Genomic DNA, 26,964 nt, shown 5'->3' with positions numbered 1-26,964 from the left:
CTTGGGGGCGATCAACTTTCAGCCGACAATGCTGATCACCGCTCATTTATTCACATAAGCGCTGGACCACGGTCATGAGCCCTTTATTGATGGGCTCGTCAGCGTTACTCTAGGACTCTCCTTTTAACCTGCGGGACGGAATCGCCCCTTTGGATACGCCGCACACAGCCTCCTCCAGCATCAGACTGCCGATTGCCTATCGCATGGCGGTCGCCATCACCCTGTGCACGTTCGGATCCATCATGCTGCTGGTATCGATCAATGCCAATCAGCAGTACCAACTCCTTAACAACCAGGTCGCCGGTTTTGCCAACACCATCGTGCGCCAGTTAGCCGCTGCAGCCCAGGAACCCCTGTTCACCGAAGACCATCTTAGCCTGCGCCGAATCGTGTCCAACCTCGGCGATCAGTCAGATATTGAGGGGGTCGCCCTATACGACGAGAAAGGCGCCCTGCTGATGCAGGAGGGGCACACCAGTGGCGGACGCCTGACCGATCAACTACGCCAAAAACTATCGCAAACCGACGACCAGGAGCAGGTGTACCGCTTCCGCTGGATGGACGATCAGCAAAATGAGCTGTCCGCGTTTATCGCTCCGATTCGCTTCAAAGACGTTACCGGAGGATACGTAGAGGTGGCGTTCAGCAGGATAGAGCTATTCGGAATTATCCGCAGCTCCCTCACCAGCACATTGGTAGTTGCGCTGATCCTTTCCGCCCTCTCCACGCTCCTCGCCGTCGTGATGGGCAAGCGCCTGACCAACCCCATCAATACGCTGATGGATGCGACCGCACAGGCACTGGGCAGGGAGCGGCATTCAGAGGAGCGGCGCCAAGGGGACGAAATTGCCTACCTCATGGAGGGTGTTAGCGAGATGGGACAGGCGATGGTGGAAAAGTCTCAAATCGAGCAGATCTTTTCCCGTTTCGTATCCCCGACTATCGCCGCCCAAATGATCGAAAGCCTTGACGCCGTAGCGCTTACCAACAAACGCGTCGAAGCAACGGTACTGTTCGCCGACATTGTGGGCTTTACCCGCATGTCCGAACAGATGGAGCCTGACCAGGTGGCCGAGCTTTTGAACGAGTACTACGGCTACTTCTACAAGTTGGGCAAGTACTACTACGGCACCGTCGACAAGTTTATCGGCGACGCCGCCATGGTAATTTTCGGCGTTCCCGATGAAGACCCTGACCACCGCTTTCATGCGGTAGCTTACGCCGTGGGGCTGCAACGGCTGATCGATGAGCTCAACATTGAGCGAAAATCCCAGAATAGACCCACCATCCATATCCGCATCGGCATCAACTGCGGCACCATGCAGGCTGGCCTGCTCGGCACCCGCGAGCGCATGGAGTACACCGTTGTTGGTGATTCGGTCAACCTCGCTTCCCGTCTGTGCGGTGAGGCAGGGGCCGACCAGATCGTGGTTCCTGCGGATATCTATCGCCATGAGAACACCGCGCAGCGAGTACAGGCTAAAATTCACAAATCGATCCGCATTCGCGGTAAAACGGATCCGGTCGACACCTATCTGGTTACCGGCATTACCGGTTCACAGCGCCAGGCCATCAACGCACTGATCGATGACCTGCTCACCGGAGCACGCAGTGATGATTAGCCGCTGCTTGCTCGCAGGATGCATCTTCGGCGTACTGTCGGGCTGCGCCCAATACTATATCCAGACCGGTCAACTGGACGCTCAACTCGACAGCTGGGAGCAGACACACCATTACCAGAAGGCGCTGGATGCCATCGCCCAGCTTCCGGCAGACCACCCCAACCACCTCGCCTACGAAGCACGCAGCAAAGCACTGCTGAGCCAACAGCAAAATTATATTCAAGCTACCATTGATCAGGCCAACAGCCTCGCCCGCAAGCGTCAATGGCACGAGGCCCTCGACCGCTATCAGGACGCTCTTGTAGGCAACCCCGACCAACCCCACCTGCAGCAGGGGTTCGACAATCTCAGGCTACAGCGCCAGATCTACAACACCAAGCTGCAACACCAGCTCAATCTGGTCGAAGCCACCACCCTGCGCCGACGCCTGCAGCTGTTCGCGGAGTTACAGCGCAGTAACCCGGAGCGCCTGGACTACAAAAAGGAGTTGGAAGCGTTGCGGCTACAACAACAGGAACTCTACGACTTCCTGGTGCGCTGTGCAGAGGACGGGTTGGAGTTCACCAACTTCACCCATGGGCAGCAGTGTCTTAAAATGGCCAAGGGCATTCGACCGGCAGAGGCCGGACAGGAGCTTTTATCCCAGCTCAGTTCCCGCTACCAGCAGATCGACAAGCGCTCCCAAAGTGTCCGTGAGCGCCGCAGCCAACAACAACTCTCCGTGCTCGAGCAGGGGTTCAAAGCTGCCTTGGCCCAACGAGACTACCTCAAAGCCCGGGACCTGCTCGAGCAGCAGGAACAGCTTAACCCCAACAGCAGCCACTTGATCACCATTCGGCTTGAGCTCGATGCCGAGATTGACCAATACGTGCGCCAACAGATGCAACTCGGGGCCGATGCCTACAGCGCCGGTCAAATTGAGCGATCCCTGAAAATTTGGCAACCGCTGTTGCCGCTAGACCCCGACAACCTGAGGCTGCAGAGTGATATTCAACGCGCCGAGCGCTTTACTCGCAAGTTGAAATCCCTGCAGCAGAATCAATAACCTCCACCGGAGACCTGCGATGCGAATCCCTCTACTGCTGATTGTTGCCCTTCTTACGGGCGGCTGTGCCCTGAGCCCCCAGACGGTTGAGCTCGACCCGAAAATCACCCTGGCCGGTGAAGCGCCCTACGTACGCGGCTCCGCCTCGGTGACGGTATTTGACGAGCGCACCAACAAGGTGATCGGCTCACGAGGGGGGGTCTACGCCAACTCAAGCAATTTGACCCTAGCGGATGATTTTTCAACTTCCGTTGCCCGTGAAGCCGAACGTGCCCTGCAGGGGATGGGGCTGGAGATTGACCACCAGAACCCGCTCCTTATCGTTAACATCTACCTTGATGGCCTCAGCTACAGGGTTCCTGACGGTAACTACGTGACCCAGGTCGACCTGAGTGCCTCATTGCGGACCGAGTTGCAACGGGGCAACCAGCAGTTCAGCGGACGCTACCAGGCCCAAAGCCAGCATCGTGTGGTTAAGGCTCCGGACGACGAGAAGAATCAGGAGCTGATCAACGACGTGGTTAATAGCGCCCTAAATCGAATGTTTAGTGATCGCTCACTGCTCGACTTCCTGGCTAGTCCCTAACTCAATCTGGGCCGCCGACAGTCCGATGGGGGCACCAATATAGCGCCCTTGGGCGAAGGGTACGCCCAGCTCTTGCAATAGCTCCAGGTCGCGCTCGCTACTTAAATTATCGGCAATGAGCTGCTGACCGCTGGCACTGGCCAGATCACGAATAGCGCCCACCATGGTGCGGCCGACTTCATCGAGCCGGGACCAACCGTCAACAAAGTCCCCTGCCAGCTTCAGGTAACTAATGGGTAACTGCTTCAACGCCTGGAAGGAGCGCAAGCCCATCGCAAAGTTATCCACGGATAGCTGACAACCCAGTGCCCGTAGCTGTTCCAGCACAGGAACCACAGCACTCAAATTATGCATCAGCACGCTCTCTGCAACTTCGAATATCAGCTGCTCGGGAGCCAGCCCGGCGTCTTCCAATGTCTGCCTCAGTCTGGGCACCAGCAGGGCATCCTCAATAATGTGCGCCGACAGATTCACCCGCAAACGAACCCCCGGATTCTCCCGGGCCATATTAGCTGCAGTGGGCAACCCCCGCTCAATCACCCAGTGATCGATATCCAGCATCATACCCAGGCGTTCGGCAACCGGGAAAAACAAGCTGGGAGGGTATAGTTGCTCCCCATGGCGCAACCGCAACAGCAACTCATACTGGACCAGCTGCTCCGTCTGCGTATCAACAACGGGCTGAAACAGCACTTCAAAGCGGTCATTGGCGAGGGCATCTCGTAGCATATCGGCCCAGCGCACCTGCTCCTGGGAAGTGGCATCCATGCTATCGCTCACATGATACCGGTTTCTTCCCAGAGACTTGGCTTTAAAACAGGCTTTGTCGGCCAGGCTCCATAGCTGTTCAGCTCCCCCATCCCGACAGGCAGCCACCCCTAAACTGCAATAGATACTGAAGCTCTGGGCTCCCTGATAAAACTCGTAATCACGAAACCCACGGATAATCGCTTCCGCGACATCGACCCCTTCCGACTGGTCGGTGTTGGGCAGCAACACGCAAAATTCATCACCCCCATAACGCCCAACCAACGCTTCCAAGGGTACACACCGGGTCAACAGCGCAGCAACTTCAACCAGCAACCGATCTCCGGCGGCGTGCCCCAGGCGATCATTAACGGTCTTGAACTGATCGAGGTCGACAAACAGCAACACGCAGTCGCCAACCCGTTCGACAACAGAGGCCATCTCTTTGGAAAAGGTACCTCGGCTCAATAACCCCGTTAGCGGGTCGATGGAAGCGATACGTTGCAACTCCATATCCCGCTCTTGCAGGCTCTCGATAGCATGATTCATCGCCCGGGTAATGGGTTGCAGCTCCTGCAACTCCTCGCTACGCAAGGGCTGGTTAATTTCACCCTCGGCCAGTCGTTGCAAGGGCTCCTTCAGGCGGGCCAGGGGGCGCAAGGTATACTGGATAACCCAGCGCCCGGCCAGCACCGAGAGCAGAAAACCCAAGGCCAGCAACACCCCTCCCTTGCCAATTTTCTCCCATAGCTGCTGCTGGTATAGGGAAAAATCCAATGCATAATCCATATAACCGATGAGCTGAACCGTCTCTTTGGCGGCATCCATATCAAAAGCCAGCAAACCATCACCGCTGAGGGAACGAATCCAGATGGGAACGACCATCCGCACCACCGAATCCGATTGCGCATAGGGCGCGAACAGGTAAGGTTTCTCACCACTGGTGTCACCCAGTGACAATAACTGCTTATAGGTGAGCGGCGGCAGCGCGACCTCTTGCACTCCGTCACGCAGGTACTGCGCCATCAACTCCTTTCCCGACGCACTGTAGTAGCGGGCATATACAAGATCAGGGATGGCACTGAACTCGCTGGAAAGTATCTCCCCAACACCGGCGCTCGCATAAATCGGAGTGCCCAGCTCATCAAGCTTGGGGATTGCGTCCAGGGCTTGTTGGCGAGCATTGTGCTGTAACGCTTCCTGGGCGGTATACCAGCCGACGCCTACCGACAACAAGAAAAAAAGCCCCCCCCAAACCAACAGCACCGTTAGAATTCGCCCCACCAGGCTGGGTCGTAACAGGGCGCGCTGCCACGCTGCTGGGCTCTTTTTCCCCCGCTGGCGGCTCATGGGGGCGTTGTCATGGAATGGGGTTTGAGACTTGCGGGAATCCTGATGCCGAGGCGAGAGGCCACCACCGGATTAATAACCGCTTGCAGCTGTTTTAGCGGCACCAACTCACTGGGCAGGTTCGGTTCTCTGCGCTGCAACGCCAACTGCTCAAGAATTTGAGTCGCTACATCCCCGGGCTCGGTTGAAAAACTCAACAACGCCCCGGCGGCAAGCAACTGTTCAGAGAAGACGGCGAGCTGCTTTCCATTTTTTATCGAAAACACGGTCAGCTCACGAATCACGCGGCGGCTGAGCACGCGATTATCGGGCAGCAACCAGATGCCCTGCACCTGATCTGCCTGCTTTAAACCATAGATCAACTCTTTGTCCGAATTCACTTCGATATGCTGCAGGTTGACGCCAGACGCCTTTGCTCCCTGCTGCAGGCGCCTAACCAGCTGCTGCTGGTTGGGACCGGTAGCCACTGCCACCGAGTTAAGTCCCGGGCTGAGCTGCTGCCAAAAGGAGAACACCTTGTCGGCGGGGGGCAGTATGCTCACCCCACGGCGGCCATCTCGCAACAACCCATACTCAGAAAAATTAAACACCTGCCCAAAGACCTGGGTATGGGGTATCGACTTGCTCGCTTGGGCCGCCAGCAAACCTATTGCTACCACCTGCATGTTTTTTTTAGCCCTGACCTGATCGGCTATTTCGGCGGCAAGCAGTGCATTACCTTTCAAGGGGTAGGTAGTGGCCCGAGACCCCAGCCGTTTTTTGAGTACCCGCGCCACCTCATTCATTGCGGGGATATCCGCACTGACCAGTATCGCTATCTGGGGCGGCCCTGCTGCCTTCAAGGGTGCTGCCTTGGCGGTCGGCTTAGCGGCTTTGGGCTTGGGGGCAACTTTCTTGGCTGCAGGTTTGCTAACAGAAGCGGTCGTGGACCTGCTGCGATCGATCACCTCGGGAGGAGTGTGATCCGTAGGGCCTAGCCCTGGCAGCTGGGCACACCCGGTCATCAGCAAAAATCCGCTGATAATCAAACCCCAGGTTATTGAGTGTCGAGTATCGATCACGTTCCAGTCGCTCATGCTCAACAAATGTCAGCGCTCCAGCCGACCGTTATTAATCTGACAGTATCAACACATAATCGCGTCAAAATGTGATACCTGTCAAATTTTATAGATAACCGCCCCCCTCGATGGGATAAGTGGTCAGCGTTTTCCACAGCAGGGGCACGCGGGGTCTCGGCGCAGCGTTAACTCTCGCCAACTCCCACTTCCAGCATCGAGTATCAACAAGCGTCCGCACAACGACTCACCAAAGCCGGCCAATAACTTGACCGCCTCCAGCGCCTGCATGGTCCCGATCATCCCAACGACAGGGGCCAGCACCCCTGTGCGCGCGCAGCTTTGGTCTTCGACCCCCTCCTCGCGATATAGGCAGCGATAGCAGGGTGAATCTTCATTGCGCGGGTCAAATACCGATATCTGGCCAGACAAGCCGATAGCCGCCCCCGATACCAGCGGAGTGCGTTGGGCTACGCAGGCACGATTGATGGCAAAGCGGGAGGCAAAGTTATCGGTAGCATCCACGACCAGGTCGGCATGGGCGACGGCCTCCGCCAACCCGGCTTCGTCAAGCCGCTCATGGCGGGTAGTGATTCGTATCGTTGAATTTATCTGCCCCAGGGTTTGCGCCGCAGACTCCACCTTGGGACGCCCGACATCCGCTTCAAAATGAGCGATCTGGCGCTGCAGGTTAGTCACCTCAACCACATCGTCGTCCACCAGCACCAGCTCCCCCACACCCGCTGCGGCAAGGTAGATGGCCACCGGGCAACCCAGCCCTCCCATACCGACCACCAAAACCCGACTTCCCAGCAAGCGCTCCTGCCCCGCAATCTCCACCTCAGGCATCATGATCTGGCGACTGTAGCGCAGTAACTGCTCATCATTCATCATTGGGTGCTTTCCTCATCACCAACCCAGCGCGCACGGGTTACGCGCTCTAATCCAGCCAAGTCTCGCTGTGTCCCTACCTCACCATAGCCCAGCGACGACAGCAGGTCACGAACGGCCCCTCCCTGCGCAAAACCGTGCTCAAACAGCAACCAGCCACCCGTTCGCAACCAGTGACGCGCCTGCTCGCCGATAGCGCGAATATCCGCCAGCCCCTGTTGCCCCGCCACCAGGGCAGAGCGGGGTTCAAAGCGCACATCACCCTGCGCCAGATGAGGGTCTTCAGCATCTATATAGGGGGGATTACTGACGATCAGGTCGTACGGGCCCCCCTCAAGTCCTCCGCACCAGCTACCCTCTACGAAGCGCGCATTCGTCAACTGTAATCTGTGAGCATTGCGATTAGCCAGAGCCACCGCCGGTGCGACACGATCCACCCCCAGCAATTGCCACGCAGGGCGCTCATTGGCCAGCGCCAGGGCAATGGCGCCACTTCCCGAACCGAGATCAGCCACACGACTCGGCAAGGCGGCGCGATCCTGCAGCAGCAACAGCGCTTGCTCCACCAACAACTCGGTTTCGGGTCGAGGTATCAGGGTGCTCGCGTCCACCTCCAGCTCCAGCGACCAGAACCCTTGTTGACCAATTATATAGGCGACAGGCTCGCCGTTAAGGCGCCGCTCAAGCAACGTTTGAAACGCGGCGCACTGGGATTCATTGAGCCGGGTTTCTGGCCAGGTGAAGAGATAGCTGCGCTCACACCGGAGCACGGAGCACAACAGCAGTTCCAGATCCAGGCGCGCTGTATCACTGATAGCCGCAAGCCCGTGATCGGACTCGAGCAGCTGGGCAATGGTGCCGATCACAGGATCACTCGGACAACGTCGCCAGCAGATCCATCTGATGCTCTTGCAGCAATGCCTCGATCACGGGGTCCACATCGCCCTCCATAATCTCTGGCAGTTTATAAAGCGTCAGGTTTATGCGGTGGTCGGTAACCCGCCCCTGGGGATAATTATACGTACGAATTCGCTCCGACCGGTCACCACTGCCGACCAGGGTACGGCGCTGATCCGCTACCTCTTTGCGAGCCACTTCATCAGCGGCGTTGTTGATTCGTGCGGCCAGCAAGGCCATCGCCTTGGCGCGGTTTTTGTGTTGCGAACGCTCATCCTGACACTCCACCACGATACCAGTAGGCAGGTGGGTCAGGCGAATCGCAGAGTCGGTTTTGTTGACGTGCTGACCGCCAGCTCCCGAGGCGCGAAAGGTATCGACCCGCAGATCACCCTTATTGATCTCGATATCGTCGGTCTCTTCAGGCTCCGGCATCACCGCCACAGTGCAGGCGGATGTATGGATACGGCCCTGGGATTCGGTCTCGGGAACGCGCTGCACTCGATGGGCCCCGGACTCAAACTTGAGATGCCCGTAGACGTCGCCACCCACGATACGACTGATAATCTCACGGTACCCTCCATGCTCTCCTTCGTTGGCGCTGATCACCTCAACCTTCCAGCGGCGCCGCTCGGCATAGCGGGAATACATGCGAAACAGATCGCCGGCAAATATCGCGGCTTCATCTCCGCCGGTTCCAGCACGGATCTCCAGAAAAGTGTTGTGCGTATCGTTAGGATCCCGAGGCAGCAGCAGCTTCTGCAACTCAACCTCCAATTCAGCGCGCCGCGCTTTACCCTGGTCTATCTCCTCTTGCGCCATATCGCGCATCTCGTCGTCGCCCTCATCGAGCAATGACTGCGCCTCCTCGATATCTTCAGCGGTCTGGATAAAGCGGCCAAAACATTCGACTACGGGTTCAAGTTCGGAATACTCCTTAGAGAAATTGCGAAACTTTTCCTGATTGGTTATCACCTCGGGGTCGGACAGTAACGCTGCCAACTCCTCGTAACGGTCGCGCAAGCCCTCGAGCTTACTAACAATTGATGCTTTCATTGGGGGTTAATCCTGGAGGTCTAACTGGAATAGCTGTTGGGACCATTCCACCAGCTCCTTACGCCCTTCGGCGCTCGCTTTCTTGATCTGGATACTGGGTGCGTGCACCATTTTATTGGTTAATGAGCGTGCCAACTGAGTCAAAACCACTTCAGCATCGTCGCCTTTCTCCAGCTGCTTTAACGCCTTATCGAGCTCAGCCTGCTTGATCTGTTCGGCTTGCTTACGATAGGCCTTGAGAATTCCGACACTATCAAGCTCACGCTGACGAACCTCAAACTCCTGCACTCCCACCACGACCATAGATTCGGCAGATTCGGCCGCTTTTTGCCGGCTTTTCTGATTCTCCTCGACCACCTCGCGCAGGTCATCGACGGTATACAGGTAGACATCTGCAAGCTCACCGACCTCGGGTTCAATATCCCTGGGCACCGCGATATCGACCATAAACATGGGACGGTGCTTGCGTTTTTTCAGCGCACGCTCTACCGCACCTTTACCCAGAATAGGCAGCTGACTGGCAGTGGAAGCAATGACAATATCTGCATCCACCAGGTGATCGGGGATATCGGATAGCAAAATCGCGTGGGCATCAAACTCCTGTGCAAGGCGTTTGGCGCGCTCCAGGGTACGATTAGCCACAGTAATACGTTTAACGCCCGCCTCTCGCAGATGCCGTGCGACCAGTTCGATGGTCTCTCCGGCCCCCACCAGCAAGGCGTTGCTCTGGGACATATCGGAAAAGATCTGCTTGCCGAGACTGACCGCCGCGTAGGCGACCGATACCGGGTTCTCACCAATCGTGGTGTGAGTACGCACCCGCTTGGCCATCGAGAAGGTCGTCTGAAACAACCGCCCCAGCTCTGCCCCAACACTGCTAGCTTCCTTGGCCACGGCAAAGCTGGACTTTAGCTGCCCCAGGATCTGGGGTTCACCCAGCACCATAGAGTCAAGACCACTGGCGACTCGCATGATATGGCGCACCGCATCCGAGTCCCGATGAATATAGCTGCAGCGCTCCAAATCTTCTGCGCTGAGGCTGTGATAGCTGGCGAGCCACTGAATAACGGCCTGGTGGTCATTATCGCTGGTACTGCAGTAGAGCTCGGTGCGGTTACAGGTGGAGAGGATCGCCACTTCCGAAACCGGCCCCAACTGCTTCGCCTGACCCAGCGCTTCGACCATCTGTTCCGGCGCAAAGGAGACTTTCTCCCGCACTTCTATAGATGCCGTCTTGTGATTTATACCTATCGCTAAAAAACCCATACCTTCCCGCTTACTTACCTGCCCCGGCTGAAGCGCCGCTTCAATACTAAAGGCCATGGGAGAAAAGGGGTGAATTTTCCTACGGATAGCCTCCAACTTCAACAACCACCCGACAATTCAATAGCCACGTCACAGCCTGCGCCTTGCCAACTATGGGTTTAGCCTATCGCATGTGTCATGATATGAGCATAATGTTGCTTATCCACGCAGGCAGATCACTTCGACATGACCCCAGGCCCATTCCAGGCGATTCCAGCAATAATGACAGGGCTGCTACTGGCCGGATGCGCCTCTACGGCGCCGACGTCCCAGCAAGACTCACCTCCCGGCCTCTATCACGATAGCCATCCGATCGCCTATGAGCGGGCACCGGAGACGCCCTTCCCTAAAGACACGCTTTACGCGCTACTGGTCGCGGAGTTCGCCGGCCATCGTGATCGACTGGATCTCAGCCTGGGCAACTATCTCGAACAAGCAAACAATACACGGGACCCGGGTGTTGCGGAAAGAGCCCTTCGGATTGCCCACTACATAGGCGCACGTCAGGCGGCACTGGAAGCCGCCCGATTATGGGCCGAAACCTCACCTGACGACCTGCAGGCATTGCAAACTTATGCGCTGGAGCTAGCCAATGCCGGAGAACTGAACGAAGCCGCCAGACTGATGCAACGAATTCTGGAACAGGGCGGTGACACCCATTTTGACCTCCTTGCCGCACGCGCCGAAGATCTGCCGGCGACTCAGCAACACTCTATGCTGGCACTGATCGAGGAGACAACCAAATCATTCCCGGACAACACACAGCTGATGCTAGCCCGGGCACTCCTGCTGGAACACGAGCAGAAGTTTGACTCCGCGCTGGAACAGTTGCAGCAGCTACTGAGAAAAGAGCCCGAAAACCGCAAGGGTCTATTGCACCTAAACCGTTTGCTACACCGCATCGGGCGCAATCAGGAAGCTGCCGACAATCTGGAAATAGCTCTCGAACAGCACCCCAAGGATCAGCGCCTGCGCCTGCTCTATGGCCGCGTACTGCTGGAGCTTGAACAGCCGGAACGCGCACTGAAGGAGTTCAAGATACTCCATGAACGCTCCCCGAACGATAGCGACCTGACCCTTTCGATCGCCCTGACAGCGCTCGAGGGCAATCAACTCAATGAAGCTGAGGTATATCTCAACCTGCTGCTATTGCAGGGAGAGAAAGAGGCCAGCGCACATTACTACCTGGGCCGCCTTGCGGAAAACCGCGACGAATGGCAGCAAGCCAGGGACCACTACTTACAAGTAACCGCCGGTGATGAGTTTCTGCCAGCGTATACGCAACTCAGCAAGCTGCTGGCGGATCGAGAGCGGTGGCCCGAGGCGCAACAGTACTTACGCCAAGCCCGCGACCAGCGCCCGGAACTTCGCATTCAACTGTTTATGCTGGAATCGGAAGTCCTGATCGAACAACGGCAATACGATCAAGCGGACACCGCCCTTGACAAAGCGCTGGAACTTTACCCTCGAAACACAAGCCTGCTCTATGCCCGCGCTATGCTGGCGGAAAAAAATGACGACCTGGAAAAGCTGGAACAGGATCTTCGCACCATCATCAGCATCGATGCAGATAATGCCATCGCGCTTAATGCCCTGGGCTACACACTGGCGGATCGAACCGACCGCTATCAGGAAGCCGCTGAGCTGATCCGAAGGGCAATGGCACTCAACCCCAATGACCCTGCCGTCATCGACAGCATGGGGTGGGTGGAGTTTCGCCTGGGCAACCTCCAGCAGTCGCTTCAATACCTGCAACAGGCATACGGCATGATGCCTGACCACGAAATTGCCGCGCACCTGGTTGAGGTTCTATGGGTAATGGATCAGCGCCAGCAAGCACGTCAGGTGTGGCAGGAGGCGCTGCAGAAAAACCCCGACAGCGAACTATTAAAAGCCGTCATGGAACGCCTCAACCCGAGCTAACGCCATGCGACCCATATCCCTCCTCCTGCTACTCATGCTCGCAGGCTGCAGCTCGCTTGCACCGGCACCGAAAACGCTCCCCGCGTCGGAGCGGGAGCTGCACTGGCAACAGCAACAGCTGCAGATGGAGTCCCTACAACAATGGCAACTCGCGGGAAAGCTGGGTATTCGCACCGAATCCAGCAGCGCGTCGGTTCACTTGAACTGGGACCAAGGCAGCGATCACTACCGAATTCGCATCGCCTCCGCTATTGGGCAAACCCTGGCCCTACTGCAAGGCTCCCCCGGGGGGGTTGCCCTCAGCACTGCGGACGACAGTACTCTTTACTCCATCTCTGCCGAACAGCTGCTACGCGAAGAGCTGGGGTGGGAACTCCCGGTCTCTGACCTGCACTACTGGATTCGCGGCATTCCAGCGCCCGGCAGCAGTACCCCGCGCCTCAACAACCAGGGGCTGCTCGAAAGCCTTCAACAGGGACGCTGGTCGCTGCGCTTTAACCGCTACCAGCAGGTTGGGCGCTGGCAGCTGCCCGGTCGCTTGATAGCAGAAGGCCCCGAGGCACGTCTCACCTTTATCATTAACGACTGGAAACCGCTCAACTAGCCCATGTCCCGCACCCTGCTCAACCTACCCGCACCCGCCAAGATCAATCTCTTCCTGCACATTACCGGCCTCCGTAGCGATGGCTACCATGAACTGCAGACACTGTTTCAGTTTCTTGATATAGGAGACAGCCTCAGCGTAGAGATGACGCCCCACGATCCGAGTATAGAGGTGACCCCTGGGCTAGCGGGCGTAGCCCCCGAGAACAACCTGATCCTGCGCGCCGCTCAGTGTTTGCAGCACAGGCTCGGAATCCGGCAAGGCGCACGCATTCAGCTTACAAAGCGACTGCCGATGGGGGGAGGTCTCGGCGGCGGCAGCTCCGATGCAGCGACCACCCTGATCGCACTGAACCGTCTGTGGCAGACCAACCTCCCCCTGTCCGAGCTCGCGACTTTGGGGCTCGAACTGGGTGCCGACGTGCCGGTCTTCGTTCGCGGGTTTGCGGCCTGGGCGGAGGGGGTAGGAGAACAGCTTACCCCTGTACAACCCCCAACACCTTGGTATCTGGTGGTATTACCCGGCTGTGAAGTGTCAACTGCGTCGGTATTCGGCCACCCTGATCTCCCCCGAGCCACCCCCCCGATAAGCCTGCAGGATTACGTTGACGGCCGCGGCCATAACGATTGTGAAACCTTGGTGCGTGCCACCCACCCCGAGGTCGATCGGGGGCTTGCCTGGCTCCAGCGATACGGAGGCGGAGCCATGTCGGGCACCGGCGCCAGCCTGTTTTGCCCGTTCAAACGGGAAACCGATGCCAAAAACGCCCTAAAAGCACTACCTGCACCAATGACAGGGTTTGTCACCCGGGGCCACAATCGATCACCTTTGCACCAATACTTGCAAATAGAAACCGAAACCCTTTAAAATTCGCGCCGTCGCGTTTTAAAGACTACTGGGGTGTCGCCAAGCGGTAAGGCACTGGGTTTTGATCCCAGCATGCGTAGGTTCGAATCCTGCCACCCCAGCCATTTCAGATCTCTACCGAGCTGCTACTCTATGTTAGAAACATTCACTAGCGACATCGCAAGGTAGAGCCACCGTTATCTCCCACCGCACCCCAAAGGTAATCACCGTGTCCAAAATGATGGTCTTCGCCGGAAATTCCAACCCGGAGCTGGTTAAACGCATCACTGAGCATCTGCACATCCCACTGGGAGACGCGAAGGTTGGCCGCTTCAGCGATGGTGAAGTCGCGGTAGAGATCAACGACAACGTCCGCGGCAAGGATGTGTTTATCGTTCAATCCACCTGTGCCCCGACCAACGACAACCTGATGGAGCTGATCGTGATGGCTGATGCCCTGCGTCGCTCTTCAGCCCAGCGGGTGACCGCAGTGATCCCCTACTTCGGCTACGCACGTCAGGATCGTCGCCCCCGCTCATCCCGTGTTGCCATCAGCGCCAAAGTGGTCGCCGACATGGTCAAGAGCGTCGGCATTGATCGCGTGCTCACCGTCGATCTCCACGCCGACCAGATTCAGGGATTCTTTAACATCCCGGTGGACAACATCTACGGCTCACCCATTCTTCTCGACGATATCGCGCGCCAGAATTACGACAACATGATCATCGTGTCCCCGGATATCGGTGGTGTGGTTCGTGCTCGTGCACTGGCCAAGAAACTCGATACTGACCTGGCGATCATCGACAAGCGTCGTCCCGAAGCCAATAAAGCGGAAGTCATGCACCTGATCGGTGACGTGGCTGACCGCACCTGCGTACTGGTCGACGATATGGTCGATACCGCCGGCACCCTGTGCCAGGCCGCAGCCGCGCTAAAGGAGCGAGGCGCCTCGGCAGTCTATGCCTACTGTACCCACCCGGTACTTTCCGGCCGAGCCATCGACAACCTGAACAACTCGTTACTCGATAAATTGGTGGTTACCAACACGATCCCCCTGACCGCCGCCGGCGAGTCCTGCGAACGCATTCGCCAACTCGATATGTCACCCCTGATTGGTGAGTCGGTGCGCCGCATCAGCAACGAGGAGTCTCTCAGCGCTATCTTCCGCTAGGGGACGACCTGACATACATACCCACCGGCCTGTTGCCTTAGCGACAGGCCGGTTTTGTTTTGTGCTCATTGCATTTTTTTCGAGCTAATGGTCGAAAAATACGCTATGATGCGCGCCCTCGAAATTGCACTCTGCAATCGAGAAGCCTCACGCCGGAACTTGGTCGCAAAGCTCCGGCGTCATTAACTTAGGAGACATCTTATGTCTAACGAATTTGAATTGAACGCCCAAGCGCGTGCCGATCTGGGGAAAGGTGCGAGCCGCCGCCTGCGTCGTCTTGCCAACTTGATGCCCGCCATTATTTACGGTGCTGGCAAAACCCCTAGCCAAATCAGTATCCCGCAAAAGGACATGCTGAAGGCTTTGGAGAACGAAGCGTTCTACTCCCACATCCTGACCCTCAACGTTGATGGTGCTAAAGAGCAGGTAATCCTTAAGGACTTGCAACGCCACCCCGCCAAGCCGATGGTCATGCACGCCGACTTCCTGCGCGTTTCTGCCAACCAGGCACTGACCACTCACGTACCACTGCACTTCCTCAACGAGGAAAACTGCAAGGGCGTTAAGCAAGGTGGCGGCTCCATCACTCACAACCTGATCGAGGTTGAGATTCGCTGCTTGCCTGCTGACCTGCCTGAGTACATCGAGATCGATACCCTCGAACTGGATCTGGGCGACATCGTTCACCTTAGCGACCTCAAACTGCCTAAAGGCGTTAGCCTGGTGCAGCTCAGCCTTGACCACGACCTCGCGGTTGCATCGGTTCAAGCTACTCGTGGCGCCAAAGAAGACGACGCCAGCGAAGAGGAAACAGACGCAGAGGAAGGCGCTTCCGAGGAGTAATTCCCCGGAGCCCTATGCACCGGCGTGGCAGCTAACGCTCCTGACAGCATTCAGCTTATTGTGGGCCTGGGTAATCCAGGCCCCGAGTATGAGCAAACGCGTCATAACGCCGGGGCAATGTTTGTTGAGCAGCTGGCCCGCTCCTGCGGTGCTAGCTTGCAAAGCGAGCGTAAGTTTTTTGGCGATTGCGCCCGCATATCCTTGCAAGGCCACGATCTTCGCCTGATCAATCCCACCACGTTTATGAACCGTAGCGGTCAAGCGGTGGTATCGATTGCCAACTTCTACAAAATACCCCTTGAAGCCATACTGGTGGCCCACGACGAGCTCGATATCGACGCCGGACTGGCACGCCTTAAAATCGGTGGAGGGCACGGAGGCCACAACGGCCTGCGCGATATCATAAGCCGCATGGGCGGCAACCAGTTTATACGCCTGCGCTTGGGCATTGGTCACCCCGGACACAGTAGCCAGGTAACCGGCCACGTCCTCAGCAAAGCCCCCCACGCAGACCAAAGCAAACTCGATAACGTCATCAATGAAGCGATTCGAGCGTTGCCAGACTTACTCGATGGCGCCTGGAACAAGGGCGTCCAAACATTGCATAGCTACCAAGGCTAGTCAGTACAGGATCAAAATTATGGGTTTTAAATGCGGTATCGTCGGCCTGCCTAACGTTGGCAAGTCCACCCTCTTCAATGCGCTCACCAAAGCGGGCATCGGTGCCGAAAACTTCCCATTCTGCACCATCGAACCCAACGCAGGCGTGGTAGCGATGCCCGACCCCCGCCAGGACAGGCTGGCCGAGATCGTCAACCCTCAGCGAACCGTCCCCACCACCATGGAATTTGTCGATATAGCGGGTTTGGTCGCAGGCGCCTCAAAAGGAGAAGGCCTGGGCAACCAGTTTCTGGCCAACATCCGCGAAACCGATGCTATCGCCCACGTTGTGCGCTGCTTTGAGGATGACAACGTAATCCATGTGGCCAACCTTATTAATCCGGTTTCCGACATCGAGGTGATCAACACCGAACTGGCGCTGGCGGACCTGGAGTCGGTAGAGAAGCAACTGCAGCGAGTTATTCGTACCGCAAAGGGCGGAGATAAGGATGCAGTCCGCCAAAAAGCGCTACTGGAAAAACTCCTTCCCCAGCTCGATCAGGGGTTGCCCGTGCGTGCGATGACATTAACGGACGACGAGCGCAAGGAGATCAAAGGATTTCACCTGCTGACCACCAAGCCCACCATGTACATCGCCAACGTCGACGAAGAGGGATTCGAAAACAACCCCCATCTCGACGCTGTCTGCAAGATTGCCGAGCAGGAGGGCGCCGTGGTTGTGCCCATCTGCAACAAGCTGGAGGCGGAGATCTCCGAGCTGGAAGATGAAGAAAAAACAGAGTTTCTACAGGAGATGGGCATGGGCGAGCCCGGCCTGGATCGCGTTATCCGCGCCGGATATTCGCTGCTCGGACTGCAAACCTACTTCACGGCCGGCGTTAAAGAGGTTCGCGCCTGGACCGTTAAAATCGGCGCCACCGCCCCTCAGGCAGCCGCTGTCATCCATACTGATTTCGAGAAAGGGTTTATTCGCGCAGAGGTCGTCGCCTACGACGATTTTGTCGCATGCAATGGTGAGCAGGGAGCCAAGGAGGCCGGAAAATGGCGCCTTGAAGGCAAAGACTACATCGTAGCTGACGGCGATGTTGTCCACTTCCGCTTCAACGTTTAAGCTTATAACAGGCAACGACTCACCGATCTATATGGGATCCAACCCCGACCTCGGGCCCGTTGGACCCAATATAAAAAAGAGCGACAAATAAGCACGTATCAGGGTTGACAAAGAGGGCCTAAATCAACAAAATACGCGCCACTTCGACGGCTACGTAGCTCAGTTGGTTAGAGCACAACACTCATAATGTTGGGGTCACTAGTTCGAATCTAGTCGTAGCTACCATACAAAGTGAAGAGAGACGCTGTCTTTCTGAACGCCTGTTTACTGGGGTGTCGCCAAGCGGTAAGGCACTGGGTTTTGATCTCAGCATGCGTAGGTTCGAATCCTGCCACCCCAGCCATTTTCTAGCACAAATCTCTGCCATTTCAGGCTTCGCTGCCACCACTCAGGGTGACAGCGATCGCGCTCTAACTCAAACGTAGCGAGTTAAGCCCCACTCTTTCAACACCAGGGTACAGCAATCGTCGAGGAGATCCTTGGCGGCTTTACCCTTCTCGGTCAGCGAGATCTGCACCGCATCAGCGATCAGGGCTTCAAACAGCCGACTCTGCCGCAGCAGGGTTTTATCATCACCTTTTATATTCACCCGCTTGGCCACCGCCGCCAACGCAGCTGCGCCCTGCTTGCTGTCCGCCAGGACCAGGTGACGGGTCAGGCGATCAGCCGCCGCCCCCAATGCCACCTCGCCCAACAAAGGGTTCTTTTTACGGTAGGTGACTGTCTTTGAAATCACAGCCTGAATCGCCAGAGCAAGCTCTTTTTTCGTCGTCACGGCATCCAGCAACTTTTGCACCACATCACGATAGGCACCCAATACCTCTTCAGCCAAGGCGGCAACGATGGCGCTTTTGGTTGGGAAGTACTGGTACAGCGAACCGATTGAAATTCCTGCGCGCTGGGCGACATTATTCATTTTTAAAGAGTTTACATCCTCCTCAAGGATGATCTCTTCACAGACATCGAGAATAAGGCGCTGCTTTTCAAAGCCTCGCTGTTGCTGCGGGATCTTTCTGGTGATCGCCTCTAGTGACATGATATTGACCCTCGTTTATGCCTATATGATATAGCGCCCCGCCCTTTCACCAACTCAAGAGTCGAAATCCCACGGCCGGACACCTGATTTTTCGAGGCTTTATCGCATTTGACGCGAACTGACAACGCCTAAGAACATCTGCATGCCTCACATTTAAATACTAACACAGGGTTCTTTGTGCGCCACTGGACCGCGATTGAAAGCTGATTGCAATCAACTTTGGAGCAGGCAGACACCCTCTTATCCATCAGCATAGAGCAGCCTGAGCATATTGCGTAGGGTTTGCTCGGCTATTTGCTCAACACTCACTCTTTTCACCCGGGCAAGGTGCTGGGCAATGCCTGGGAGACTCAAGGGAGAGTTCCATTCATCGTCGCAAAAAGAGGGCTTCATGTCCGGCGCATCGGTCTCCAACACCAAACTTTCCAGCGGCAAACTTTCCATCAGGGCGCGTAAACGTGTAGCACGGGGCCAGGTGATGGCCCCACCAACACCGAACAGGAAACCTCGCTCAATGTAGCGCATGGCTTGCTGCTCGCTACCAGAAAATGCATGCACTACCCCACCACCGGTAAACTGCTGCTCACGCAGAATTTTTAGCACCTGATCATGAGCTTTGCGCACATGCAGTAACACAGGCACCTGTGCCTTCCGCGCTATCTGTAGCTGCTGGCGAAACAGCATTTGCTGGGCTGGCCAGCTTGCTTTGGGCAGCAGGTAATCGAGGCCGATTTCACCCACTGCAACCAACTCCCCGGGCCGATCCTTAAACCAGGAGTCCAAACGCTCCAGATCCCTGCCAGCGTGCTGATCCATAAACACAGGATGGAGCCCTAGTGCAGCCAATAGCTGAACCCCATCTCGCGACCGTCGGCAGAGCCGCACGAGTCCATCCCAACCGGCGGCCGTTACCCCCGGCAGCAAAATTCGCTCTACTCCAGCCGCCACACAGCGCTGCAACAATGCCTCACGGTCCTCGTCAAACCGTGCAAAATCCAGATGGCAATGGGTATCAAAAAACATGGTATCGGGATGTGACAATCTGACACACCCCTTCTCCTATCCTGTAGACGATCTCCACTTTATAATTCACCATGATCATTTGACAAGGAATCTCGTTGCCGTGCGCCACCCCGGTATTCAGGTAATTTGCCTCGGCCTGCTAATGCTGGGCATTGTCGTGCTCCCCACCTGGCTGCAACGCCAACCCCCTGCGGAGTTACTGGGATCTGCCACCAGCGACTGCGCCCTCGGCGCCCCCTGCCACACAGAGCTGCCCGGGCTCGGCGCGGTACAGTTGAGCATCCAGCCCCCAACCCTGCCTCACGATCAACCACTGGAGGTCAGCGTGCAGGCGCCTGCGGCGGTGCGGGAGGCCAGCGTGCAGTTCATCGGCAAAGAGATGTACATGGGACTGCAACCCGTACCCCTGATACCCGACGACACCAATCACTACCGTACCAGCACACGAATTAGCTACTGCACCGTTGATAGTGCAATGCGCTGGCAGGCAGAAGTTCGCCTCCACACCAACGCCGGTGTCTATCAAATCACCTTTTCACTGGAACCCACTACGTGAGCCGTTTTTACCAGATTCTAATCCCCCTGATGATTGCGCTGGTCGCCCTCGCAGCCGGCATTCAATACAACCTCTACCAGCAGCGGGTAGCCAACAACGAGCGTCCCGCAGCGCCACCCTTTACTCTCAACAGCACACAAGGGCCTGTTAGCCTGCAACAGCTCAAGGGGAAGGCGGTCATGCTCTACTTTGGTTACGCCTCCTGCCCTGACGTGTGCCCAGTGGACCTGGCCGTGGTGGGTGCGGCACTAAAGCAGCTCTCGCCCGCAGAACTCCCGCAGGTACAAGCGCTCTTTATCACCCTCGACCCGGAGCGCGATGACCTCGAACGCCTCGGCGAGTATGCCGCTTTCTTCCACCCCTCCCTCGACACCCTGCATGGCAGCGTAGAGCAGATTGCTGCGGTCGCCAAAAGCTACGGCGTCATCTATGAAAAAAGCTACTACAGCAATGACAAATCCCTCTACTGGATATCCCACAGCGCTAACTTCTTCCTGATTAATCCCCAGGGGCAGCTGGCAAGGGTACTACCGAGGGAAACCACACCCGCCGAACTCAGCGAACATCTGCGCTCACTCATTCATTAACCCCACAAAAATAAGAGGATGCACCATGCGATTACTCTCCACCTTTTTTCTACTTCTTAGCAGTCTGAGCTTTCAGGTATCTGCGGCCAGTGACCTGGTGGTCAGTGAAGGCTGGGTGCGCGCAACCCCCCCGGGAGCCCCCAACAGTGCCGCCTATATGAAAATATCCAACCTGTCGAGCACCCCCATGGTACTGGTTGCCGCCCGCACGCTGATCGCGAACAGAGTGGAGCTACACCAGAGTAAAATGGAGATGGGGATGATGAAGATGGAGCATCAGGATCAGGGGCTTGCGATTGCTCCCAAAAGCACCCTTGAGCTTAAACCCGGCGGCTACCACGTCATGTTAATGGGGATTAAGGAACCCCTGAAGCAAGGTGAGCAGGTAATGCTGATACTGGAGTTTGGCAATGGCGAGCTTCGAGAGCTGCTGCTACCCGTGGCAACCGGTGCTCCTGGAGAGATACGTCCGGTGATACCAACACAGTAAGCTACCCTTTCAGGGCTTACTGCATAGACGCCTGAATTATTTACTGGCTCATGGGGCAGCCGCCACAGCGATTGTCACTGGCTCCGCAGGCGGCGCCGCTACCCAGGCTGGCGCTATTCACAACCTGACCGCCATTGGCAAGCCGCTGCACCGGTGCATCGGCGCGGGTCTCCCCGAGGTCGATTCCCGCTCGTTCACAAAGTTCCTGCCAGGTAGACAGCTGTTCTTCGATGCCATGGCGAACCTCAACGGTGCGTTGATTGTCCTCACACTGATAATCGTAAGTTGGCATAGAATACCTCCACTATTTTGTGGCCGCAGAGTACCCCAAGCGAAAGACCGATGCCAGCACCGGTAAGCCATTACAAGGCTGCAAAATTGCCGACCAACTCCTCTAGACGCTCTCTTAAATAACTCTTTTGCGAGGGTGTCAGGGTATAGCTCAGGTCGCTGATGAGCTCCGCTGTCAGTGCGCGCCGGCGATCAACTTCACGCTGGTAGTCCTCGCTCCATAGCGCTCTGTTATTGAGAAGAAGTTCACGAATGCGAGCTGAGGGCTGGGGGGACTGCAGGGCTTCATACAGCGCTCGCTGCCACCTCTCGCGGTTATCGAGCCAGCCATCGTCACCCTCCCCCAGCTCGCGCAGATACTCCTCCAGCAACGCCTCTTGCGGCGGGCTCAGCGATCCGATCCAGGCATCGACCAATGATTCGGCACGATCCCGATAGCGCTGTGCAGCCCCTCCCTCGGTGTCACGCAACTGCTCGCGTCGCTCGCTATTCGCCTGCGCCAAATTCTCGAATAACTGCTGTTGCTGTTGGGCATCGAGGGAGAGTAAAAAATTTTCAATGTCGGGCGCGAGCATCTGCTTGAGCTGCTCCCAGAAACTCTCCACCTGCCCGTACAGCTGCCAAACCTGTGCTTCATCAATGCCGTCGACGTAGGGATCAAGCGAGGTAAGGAAATCTATATAGCGCGGCACCTGCTGCTCACGATGGGCCTTCACAAAGGATTTCAAATCTTCGCGCAGATGATCGTCCTGCCCCTCTCGAAGGCTCACATAGTCTTCGATATACCAGGGCACTAACCAATAGAGATTGTTATAGATAGGCTTCAGGGTGCAGCCGGCCAGAACCACCACCATCAACACCCCTGCCCCGATATAGCTGCCTTTCACACCCACGCTCCAGCCCCTCTGGGTTTGACTCACGAATTGATCGTAGCAAAAAGCATTCTCACTGGCATAGAGGCAATGAGAAAGAACCTCTACTGTGCGCTGCGCAGAGCCGGTTCGACGCCCACCGGGGAACGCCCGGATCGTTCGCACATGCCATCAACAACTATGAAGCATCCCCGTTCTAAAACACCATTGCCGATAACCAGTGAAGGCCACTTCACTCCTGACCGCAAGCAGAGGATCACCCACAGAAACGCTGCACCCGCCAGTGCAACAGCTGTGGATAACTCGCTACCCCCCAGCCAAACGGGGCGTCAGTATCTACTGCTCAAAATTAACTCAGCGACCAGCGCTGGAGAAAAACTGTTTAAAAGCACCGACCACCCGGTCTATCCCGTCGCGGGAAATATCCAGATGGGTCACCATGCGCATCGGCAGGCGCGAGTCGAGTCGAATGCCCTGCTCCAACATCGAATTGCGCAATGGCTGCAGGCACCCGGAATCCATATCGACATAGAGCATATTGGTCTGCACCGCGTCCACATCTACCCGTAAGCCATCGATGCTCGCCAACCCCTTGGCGAGCCGTAGGGCGTTATCGTGATCCTCTGCCAGACGTTCGATATTGTGCTCCAGAGCGTAGATACCGGCTGCCGCTAATACGCCAGCCTGGCGCATACCGCCACCCACCACCTTGCGCCAGCGCCGGGCCTTGGCAATCAGCTCGGCCTTACCGCACAACACCGAACCCACCGGCGCTCCCAGCCCCTTGGAAAGGCAGATAGACACGGTATCAAAGGGCGCCGTTACTTGCTTTAGAGGCACGCCTAACTTGACGGCGGCGTTACACGCCCGTGCACCATCGAGATGAAAACCCAGTCCCTTTTCGTCGCAAAAGGCTCGTGCTCGCGCTACGTACTCCAACGGCACGACTTTACCGGCATGAGTATTTTCCAGCGCCAGCAGACGGGTGCGAGCAAAATGGAAATCATCCGCCTTGATCGCAGCCGCGACGCGATTGAGATCAAGGCTACCGTCGGCTTCGAACTCAATGGGCTGGGGCTGAATGCTACCGAGGACAGCGGCACCACCCCCCTCATATTTATAGGTATGCGCTTGTTGGCCACAAATATACTCGTCGCCACGCTCACAATGCGCCAGCAGCCCGACGAGGTTGCTCTGGGTGCCGGTTGGTAAAAACAGGGCTTCAGGCTGCCCACTGAGCTCCGCAGCCAGTTCTTGCAGCTGATTGACCGTGGGGTCTTCGGCAAACACATCGTCGCCGACAGCGGCGCTGGCAATCAGCGTTCGCATTGCGGCGCCAGGTTGGGTAACGGTGTCACTACGTAGGTCGATCATCGCATTCATGGCCAGCCAATCCTTACAAACAAGACCGGCTAACTATACACGAAACTGTGAAACCGCTCGCTTGAGCGTCGCCGACAGTTGCGCCAGCTCCCGCCCGGTATCAGCCACTTCATTGGCCGATAGCAATGAGCGGTCCGACTCACCATTGATGGTTTCCACGCTGCCCTTCAAGTCCATCGACACGTGGGACTGCTCTTCAGCCATAGAAGCAATATTGTTGATCATATCGTAGAGCACTTGGACCGACTCCTGCACACTCTGCTGCAAGTGGTCGGCTTCGGTCATCGCCCCTATCCCCTCCTCAGCATGACTGCACGCCGCATCAATGACGCTCACCGCACCTTTGGCACCACTTTGCAGGGATTCAATATTGCTCTGGATGTCCGCTGTTGACTGCTGGGTTTTACTGGCTAGCGAGCGGACCTCATCGGCCACAACGGCAAAACCGCGACCACTTTCTCCCGCCCGCGCCGCCTCTATCGCGGCGTTCAGCGCCAGCAGGTTGGTCTGTTCGGCGATCCCCCTAATGACCCCCAGTACAGCCCCGATCTGGTTGGAACGTCCCTCCAATGTATTCACGACCTCTGAGGCCTCGCGCACCTTCTCCACCAGCTGGGTAAATAGATCACGCACCTTGCTGGAAATTTCCACCGTATGAGTGGTGTTTTCCCGCACCTGATCAACACTGTGGAGGGAGTTCTGTACGCTTTCGGTTTCGTATTGAATGCTGGTCACGATCTCATCGAGGGCATGGCTCACCTGGTCGATCGCCTGTTTCTGGCGATCCATGGCGCCCTGCATGTGGCTGCTCTGTTGATAGAGATCGTCGATCCGTGTTGCCGTCTGGTCTGAGGCGGCGTTGACCTCCTGCACGATGCCCTGGGTTTTTTCTATAAAGCGATTGATCTCCCCTGCCATATCGCCGATCTCATCGTTACTGCGAATCGCAATACGCCGGGTCAGGTCACCTTCACCCGTAGCCAACTCATGGATCTCACGGGTAAGCACGCGGATCTTACTGAGCACCCGAATAGCCAACGCCACTACCATCACCAACACCATAACCACCCCCATCACCACCATGGTCAGGGTCAGGCTTGCCATCAACGAAGAGGACGAGGCATCGATAGAGCGCTGCACAACCAGCAACGCCTCTTGGTTTCGCTGTTTTACGCTGCCCAGGGAGCCTTGCAGGGAATCGAGTGTGGTGCGCGATTGCTGCTGGATGGTGCTGTCGACCTGCTGCTGGCTTTCGGTAATCACCTCGGCAAAGCTACTTTCCAGTGCGGCGACCGCTTGCTGCTCCGCGTCTCGGGAAACACCAATGATAAAGCGGCCAATCACCGCCCCTCTAGGATTGACCTCGGCTTCGCTGATATAGATCGCGTTATCGCTGCGGGCCGCATCGAGTATTTTATCCCGAGAACGCGCCCCCTTTCCGCGTTTAAGCAACGCCTTGACCCTTGGGTCGCTGCGCTCAAGGTGGCGAGTCAGCGGCTTGCCCTCTGCGTCGAAATAAAACGCAAAGATCACATTGGGGTTACGGTGGGCAACGCGGACATATTCGGTTAATAACGGCGTATCTTGATCCCAAATAGCAGCGGGAGCCACGGATGCTAACAGTTGCGCCATGGAGTCGGTGGCTGCAACCAGACTGGAGCTCAACTGGTTGGCGACCTTAATCTTCTCCTCCCCCAATTGTTGCTCGAGTGTCGTCGCCAGAGCATCCCGTGAACTTTGGGACAGCGCTGCGATGGACTGCTCCACTTGCCGACCACTCTCGTCCAGCTCGGTCGCAATACTGCTGTTTTCAGCCGCCATTTGCCCGGAAACCCCATCGACCAGCTCGTCAACACTGCCCGAGGTGAGGGTCAAGGTAACAAGGGTTTGCAGGGTGATCACGGCGATCACCGCGATTATCAGCGGCAGCAGCAGGCGGCTGCGCAGGCTTTTCAACAGATTGGATATCATTGGGGCCGTTATCTCCGTAGCGGTTCATTATCCCCACCCCGACTGGCCGACCTGCAGGGAAAGGGCTCCCTAACTGTATCTGCCGCGCAGCACAATGCTTGAGCCAAACACACGAAGCGAGTTGGAATATTTACGTTCCTATCAAGGATAGTTAGCGACTAGCGTGCTGTCACCAACAGGTACCGCACCAGGTCCCGCACCAGGAACCAGCGAATAAAGGTTGCGGTCAGACGAACCTTGAACCAGCGTTGACGCCCGGTGAAGGTGCGCAGGCTCATATAGTGTTGTTGCTGCCAGTAGAGGAAGCCACTGAAGACATCATCGGTAATATCACTTACCGTTACCTGCTCGAAGCCCTGCGCCTCCAGTAGCCTTTGGTACTGCTCGCGGGTGATCAAATTAGCCAAGGGCACTCCCGCCATTCTGGCCAGTGTTTCCCACACAAACTGCTCCCAGCGACCACCGGGGGGTCTCACCAGCACCATATCGGTTAGCGCCAATGAACCCTCGTCGGTTAATACGCGACGGCACTCGCGAAAAAAACCACCTTTGTCGGAAAAGTAGTAGGCGTTATCGAGTGCCAGTACCTTATCGACGGAAGATTCAGGTAGCTGCGCCAGGGCCATATGGTCGCCTTTATGAATTTTCACCTGACTAAAAGGCTCACAGCGACGGCGCGCCTGCTGCTGCTGCCAGTACACTTTACTGAAGGCTTGTAACGACTGTACCTGGTAGTAGTCCACCCAGATCAACAGTTGATCCGAACACCCAAAGCCCACATCCACTACCCGGTCGGTCGCCCTCAGGCACGCCCGATCAGCCAGCAGCCCCGCCAACTCAACGCACGCACGTTCGTAGCTGGCAGCCTCCTTCCAGTAACCCAGATGGTTCCAACTGCTCGGGGGATGTTCAGAAATATTAAGCAGCCACTGCTCCTGGCTCATCGATTTCGCATCGAGATTGGGCCGCCACAGACGGCCACTGAAGGCACTCACGACGTGTTTAACCACACCGGACATATACAGCCAGGTAAGCACAATTCCGATTATGAGTCCGAGCCAAAACATCGCGTAATTAACCGG

The 26,964-nt window shown here is 56.7% G+C and carries 26 protein-coding genes and 3 tRNA genes; 16 read left to right on the top strand and 13 right to left on the bottom strand.

Features of this window, described 5'->3' with window-relative positions; translation table 11 throughout:
• Positions 1-149 precede the first annotated feature (149 nt).
• The 3 genes from ACP3PW_RS07460 to ACP3PW_RS07450 are packed head-to-tail and all read left to right on the top strand — an operon-like array spanning position 150 to position 3,253.
• Entirely contained in the window at positions 150-1,622 is a 1,473-nt protein-coding gene (locus tag ACP3PW_RS07460) for an adenylate/guanylate cyclase domain-containing protein (protein WP_426416063.1), read from the top strand.
• Positions 1,612-2,667, top strand: a complete 1,056-nt coding sequence (locus ACP3PW_RS07455) for a hypothetical protein (protein ID WP_426416062.1) — start codon at positions 1,612-1,614, stop codon at positions 2,665-2,667. Before ACP3PW_RS07460 ends, ACP3PW_RS07455 begins: the two co-directional genes overlap by 11 nt.
• Before the next feature lie 19 nt (positions 2,668-2,686).
• On the top strand, positions 2,687-3,253 hold the full coding sequence (locus ACP3PW_RS07450; RefSeq protein ID WP_426416061.1) for a YajG family lipoprotein: 567 nt from the start codon (positions 2,687-2,689) through the stop codon (positions 3,251-3,253).
• Here ACP3PW_RS07450 and ACP3PW_RS07445 read toward each other — a convergent pair.
• The 6 genes from ACP3PW_RS07445 to hemA form a co-directional block, all read right to left on the bottom strand.
• Complete coding sequence (locus ACP3PW_RS07445) at positions 3,224-5,350, bottom strand: bifunctional diguanylate cyclase/phosphodiesterase (protein WP_426416060.1); 2,127 nt, start codon at positions 5,348-5,350, stop codon at positions 3,224-3,226. The two genes, ACP3PW_RS07450 and ACP3PW_RS07445, sit on opposite strands and share 30 nt — an antisense overlap.
• A complete protein-coding gene (locus ACP3PW_RS07440; protein ID WP_426417020.1) occupies positions 5,347-6,426 on the bottom strand; it encodes an ABC transporter substrate-binding protein in 1,080 nt (359 codons plus the stop codon). The genes ACP3PW_RS07445 and ACP3PW_RS07440 overlap by 4 nt, the downstream gene beginning before the upstream one ends.
• Before the next feature lie 123 nt (positions 6,427-6,549).
• Complete coding sequence (locus ACP3PW_RS07435; protein ID WP_426416059.1) at positions 6,550-7,299, bottom strand: HesA/MoeB/ThiF family protein; 750 nt, start codon at positions 7,297-7,299, stop codon at positions 6,550-6,552.
• Positions 7,296-8,162 (bottom strand): peptide chain release factor N(5)-glutamine methyltransferase, encoded by an 867-nt coding sequence (prmC, locus tag ACP3PW_RS07430; protein ID WP_426416058.1) that lies wholly within the window; start codon positions 8,160-8,162, stop codon positions 7,296-7,298. Before prmC ends, ACP3PW_RS07435 begins: the two co-directional genes overlap by 4 nt.
• A 4-nt stretch (positions 8,163-8,166) precedes the next feature.
• A complete protein-coding gene (gene prfA / locus ACP3PW_RS07425; RefSeq protein WP_426416057.1) occupies positions 8,167-9,249 on the bottom strand; it encodes a peptide chain release factor 1 in 1,083 nt (360 codons plus the stop codon).
• Between the two features lie 6 nt (positions 9,250-9,255).
• Positions 9,256-10,515: a glutamyl-tRNA reductase gene (gene hemA, locus ACP3PW_RS07420; protein WP_426417019.1), complete on the bottom strand. Its 1,260-nt coding sequence runs from the start codon at positions 10,513-10,515 to the stop codon at positions 9,256-9,258.
• 225 nt (positions 10,516-10,740) lie between these two features.
• On the opposite strand from hemA, the gene ACP3PW_RS07415 reads away from it, so the two are divergent.
• From ACP3PW_RS07415 to ACP3PW_RS07370, 10 genes are all read left to right on the top strand, one after another.
• Positions 10,741-12,477, top strand: coding sequence for a tetratricopeptide repeat protein (locus ACP3PW_RS07415; RefSeq protein ID WP_426416056.1), 1,737 nt, complete (start codon positions 10,741-10,743; stop codon positions 12,475-12,477).
• 4 nt (positions 12,478-12,481) lie between these two features.
• Complete coding sequence (gene lolB / locus ACP3PW_RS07410) at positions 12,482-13,081, top strand: lipoprotein insertase outer membrane protein LolB (RefSeq protein WP_426416055.1); 600 nt, start codon at positions 12,482-12,484, stop codon at positions 13,079-13,081.
• 3 nt (positions 13,082-13,084) lie between these two features.
• Complete coding sequence (gene ispE, locus ACP3PW_RS07405) at positions 13,085-13,948, top strand: 4-(cytidine 5'-diphospho)-2-C-methyl-D-erythritol kinase (RefSeq protein WP_426416054.1); 864 nt, start codon at positions 13,085-13,087, stop codon at positions 13,946-13,948.
• Positions 13,949-13,977: 29 nt separating this feature from the next.
• Positions 13,978-14,052, top strand: a tRNA-Gln gene (locus ACP3PW_RS07400).
• Between the two features lie 104 nt (positions 14,053-14,156).
• Positions 14,157-15,098 (top strand): ribose-phosphate pyrophosphokinase, encoded by a 942-nt coding sequence (locus ACP3PW_RS07395; protein WP_426416053.1) that lies wholly within the window; start codon positions 14,157-14,159, stop codon positions 15,096-15,098.
• 201 nt (positions 15,099-15,299) lie between these two features.
• Positions 15,300-15,941 (top strand): 50S ribosomal protein L25/general stress protein Ctc, encoded by a 642-nt coding sequence (locus ACP3PW_RS07390; RefSeq protein ID WP_426416052.1) that lies wholly within the window; start codon positions 15,300-15,302, stop codon positions 15,939-15,941.
• A 24-nt stretch (positions 15,942-15,965) separates the two neighbouring features.
• Positions 15,966-16,562 (top strand): aminoacyl-tRNA hydrolase, encoded by a 597-nt coding sequence (gene pth / locus ACP3PW_RS07385; protein WP_426416051.1) that lies wholly within the window; start codon positions 15,966-15,968, stop codon positions 16,560-16,562.
• Between the two features lie 19 nt (positions 16,563-16,581).
• Positions 16,582-17,673 (top strand): redox-regulated ATPase YchF, encoded by a 1,092-nt coding sequence (gene ychF / locus ACP3PW_RS07380; protein WP_426416050.1) that lies wholly within the window; start codon positions 16,582-16,584, stop codon positions 17,671-17,673.
• A gap of 148 nt (positions 17,674-17,821) precedes the next feature.
• Positions 17,822-17,898, top strand: a tRNA-Met gene (locus ACP3PW_RS07375).
• A 43-nt stretch (positions 17,899-17,941) separates the two neighbouring features.
• Positions 17,942-18,016 (top strand) — tRNA-Gln (locus ACP3PW_RS07370).
• A 72-nt stretch (positions 18,017-18,088) separates the two neighbouring features.
• Here ACP3PW_RS07370 and ACP3PW_RS07365 read toward each other — a convergent pair.
• Complete coding sequence (locus tag ACP3PW_RS07365) at positions 18,089-18,709, bottom strand: TetR/AcrR family transcriptional regulator (RefSeq protein WP_426416049.1); 621 nt, start codon at positions 18,707-18,709, stop codon at positions 18,089-18,091.
• A gap of 240 nt (positions 18,710-18,949) precedes the next feature.
• Positions 18,950-19,750 carry a TatD family hydrolase gene (locus tag ACP3PW_RS07360; protein ID WP_426416048.1) on the bottom strand — a complete coding sequence of 267 codons (801 nt, stop codon included), beginning with the start codon at positions 19,748-19,750 and terminating at the stop codon, positions 18,950-18,952.
• A gap of 82 nt (positions 19,751-19,832) precedes the next feature.
• Here ACP3PW_RS07360 and ACP3PW_RS07355 point away from each other — a divergent pair, with 82 nt between their 5' ends.
• The 3 genes from ACP3PW_RS07355 to ACP3PW_RS07345 are packed head-to-tail and all read left to right on the top strand — an operon-like array spanning position 19,833 to position 21,365.
• Positions 19,833-20,288, top strand: a complete 456-nt coding sequence (locus tag ACP3PW_RS07355; RefSeq protein ID WP_426416047.1) for a hypothetical protein — start codon at positions 19,833-19,835, stop codon at positions 20,286-20,288.
• Complete coding sequence (locus tag ACP3PW_RS07350) at positions 20,285-20,875, top strand: SCO family protein (RefSeq protein WP_426416046.1); 591 nt, start codon at positions 20,285-20,287, stop codon at positions 20,873-20,875. The genes ACP3PW_RS07355 and ACP3PW_RS07350 overlap by 4 nt, the downstream gene beginning before the upstream one ends.
• Positions 20,876-20,900: 25 nt before the next feature.
• Positions 20,901-21,365: a copper chaperone PCu(A)C gene (locus tag ACP3PW_RS07345; RefSeq protein ID WP_426416045.1), complete on the top strand. Its 465-nt coding sequence runs from the start codon at positions 20,901-20,903 to the stop codon at positions 21,363-21,365.
• 40 nt (positions 21,366-21,405) lie between these two features.
• Here the strand turns inward: ACP3PW_RS07345 and ACP3PW_RS07340 are convergent, their stop codons facing one another.
• The 5 genes from ACP3PW_RS07340 to ACP3PW_RS07320 all read right to left on the bottom strand — a co-directional run bounded on the left by ACP3PW_RS07340 (position 21,406) and on the right by ACP3PW_RS07320 (position 26,919).
• Complete coding sequence (locus ACP3PW_RS07340) at positions 21,406-21,657, bottom strand: zinc ribbon domain-containing protein (protein ID WP_426416044.1); 252 nt, start codon at positions 21,655-21,657, stop codon at positions 21,406-21,408.
• A 70-nt stretch (positions 21,658-21,727) separates the two neighbouring features.
• On the bottom strand, positions 21,728-22,543 hold the full coding sequence (locus tag ACP3PW_RS07335) for a DUF6279 family lipoprotein (RefSeq protein ID WP_426416043.1): 816 nt from the start codon (positions 22,541-22,543) through the stop codon (positions 21,728-21,730).
• A gap of 339 nt (positions 22,544-22,882) precedes the next feature.
• Positions 22,883-23,902 (bottom strand): low-specificity L-threonine aldolase, encoded by a 1,020-nt coding sequence (ltaE, locus tag ACP3PW_RS07330; RefSeq protein WP_426417018.1) that lies wholly within the window; start codon positions 23,900-23,902, stop codon positions 22,883-22,885.
• A 42-nt stretch (positions 23,903-23,944) separates the two neighbouring features.
• Entirely contained in the window at positions 23,945-25,882 is a 1,938-nt protein-coding gene (locus ACP3PW_RS07325; protein ID WP_426416042.1) for a methyl-accepting chemotaxis protein, read from the bottom strand.
• 158 nt (positions 25,883-26,040) lie between these two features.
• A complete protein-coding gene (locus ACP3PW_RS07320; RefSeq protein WP_426416041.1) occupies positions 26,041-26,919 on the bottom strand; it encodes a methyltransferase domain-containing protein in 879 nt (292 codons plus the stop codon).
• Positions 26,920-26,964 lie beyond the last annotated feature (45 nt).

The organism is Aestuariirhabdus sp. LZHN29 (assembly GCF_049985285.1).
Lineage (GTDB): Bacteria > Pseudomonadota > Gammaproteobacteria > Pseudomonadales > Aestuariirhabdaceae > Aestuariirhabdus.
The sequence above is the reverse complement of the archived record's forward strand: the minus strand, read 5'-3'. Positions and strand labels throughout refer to the sequence as shown.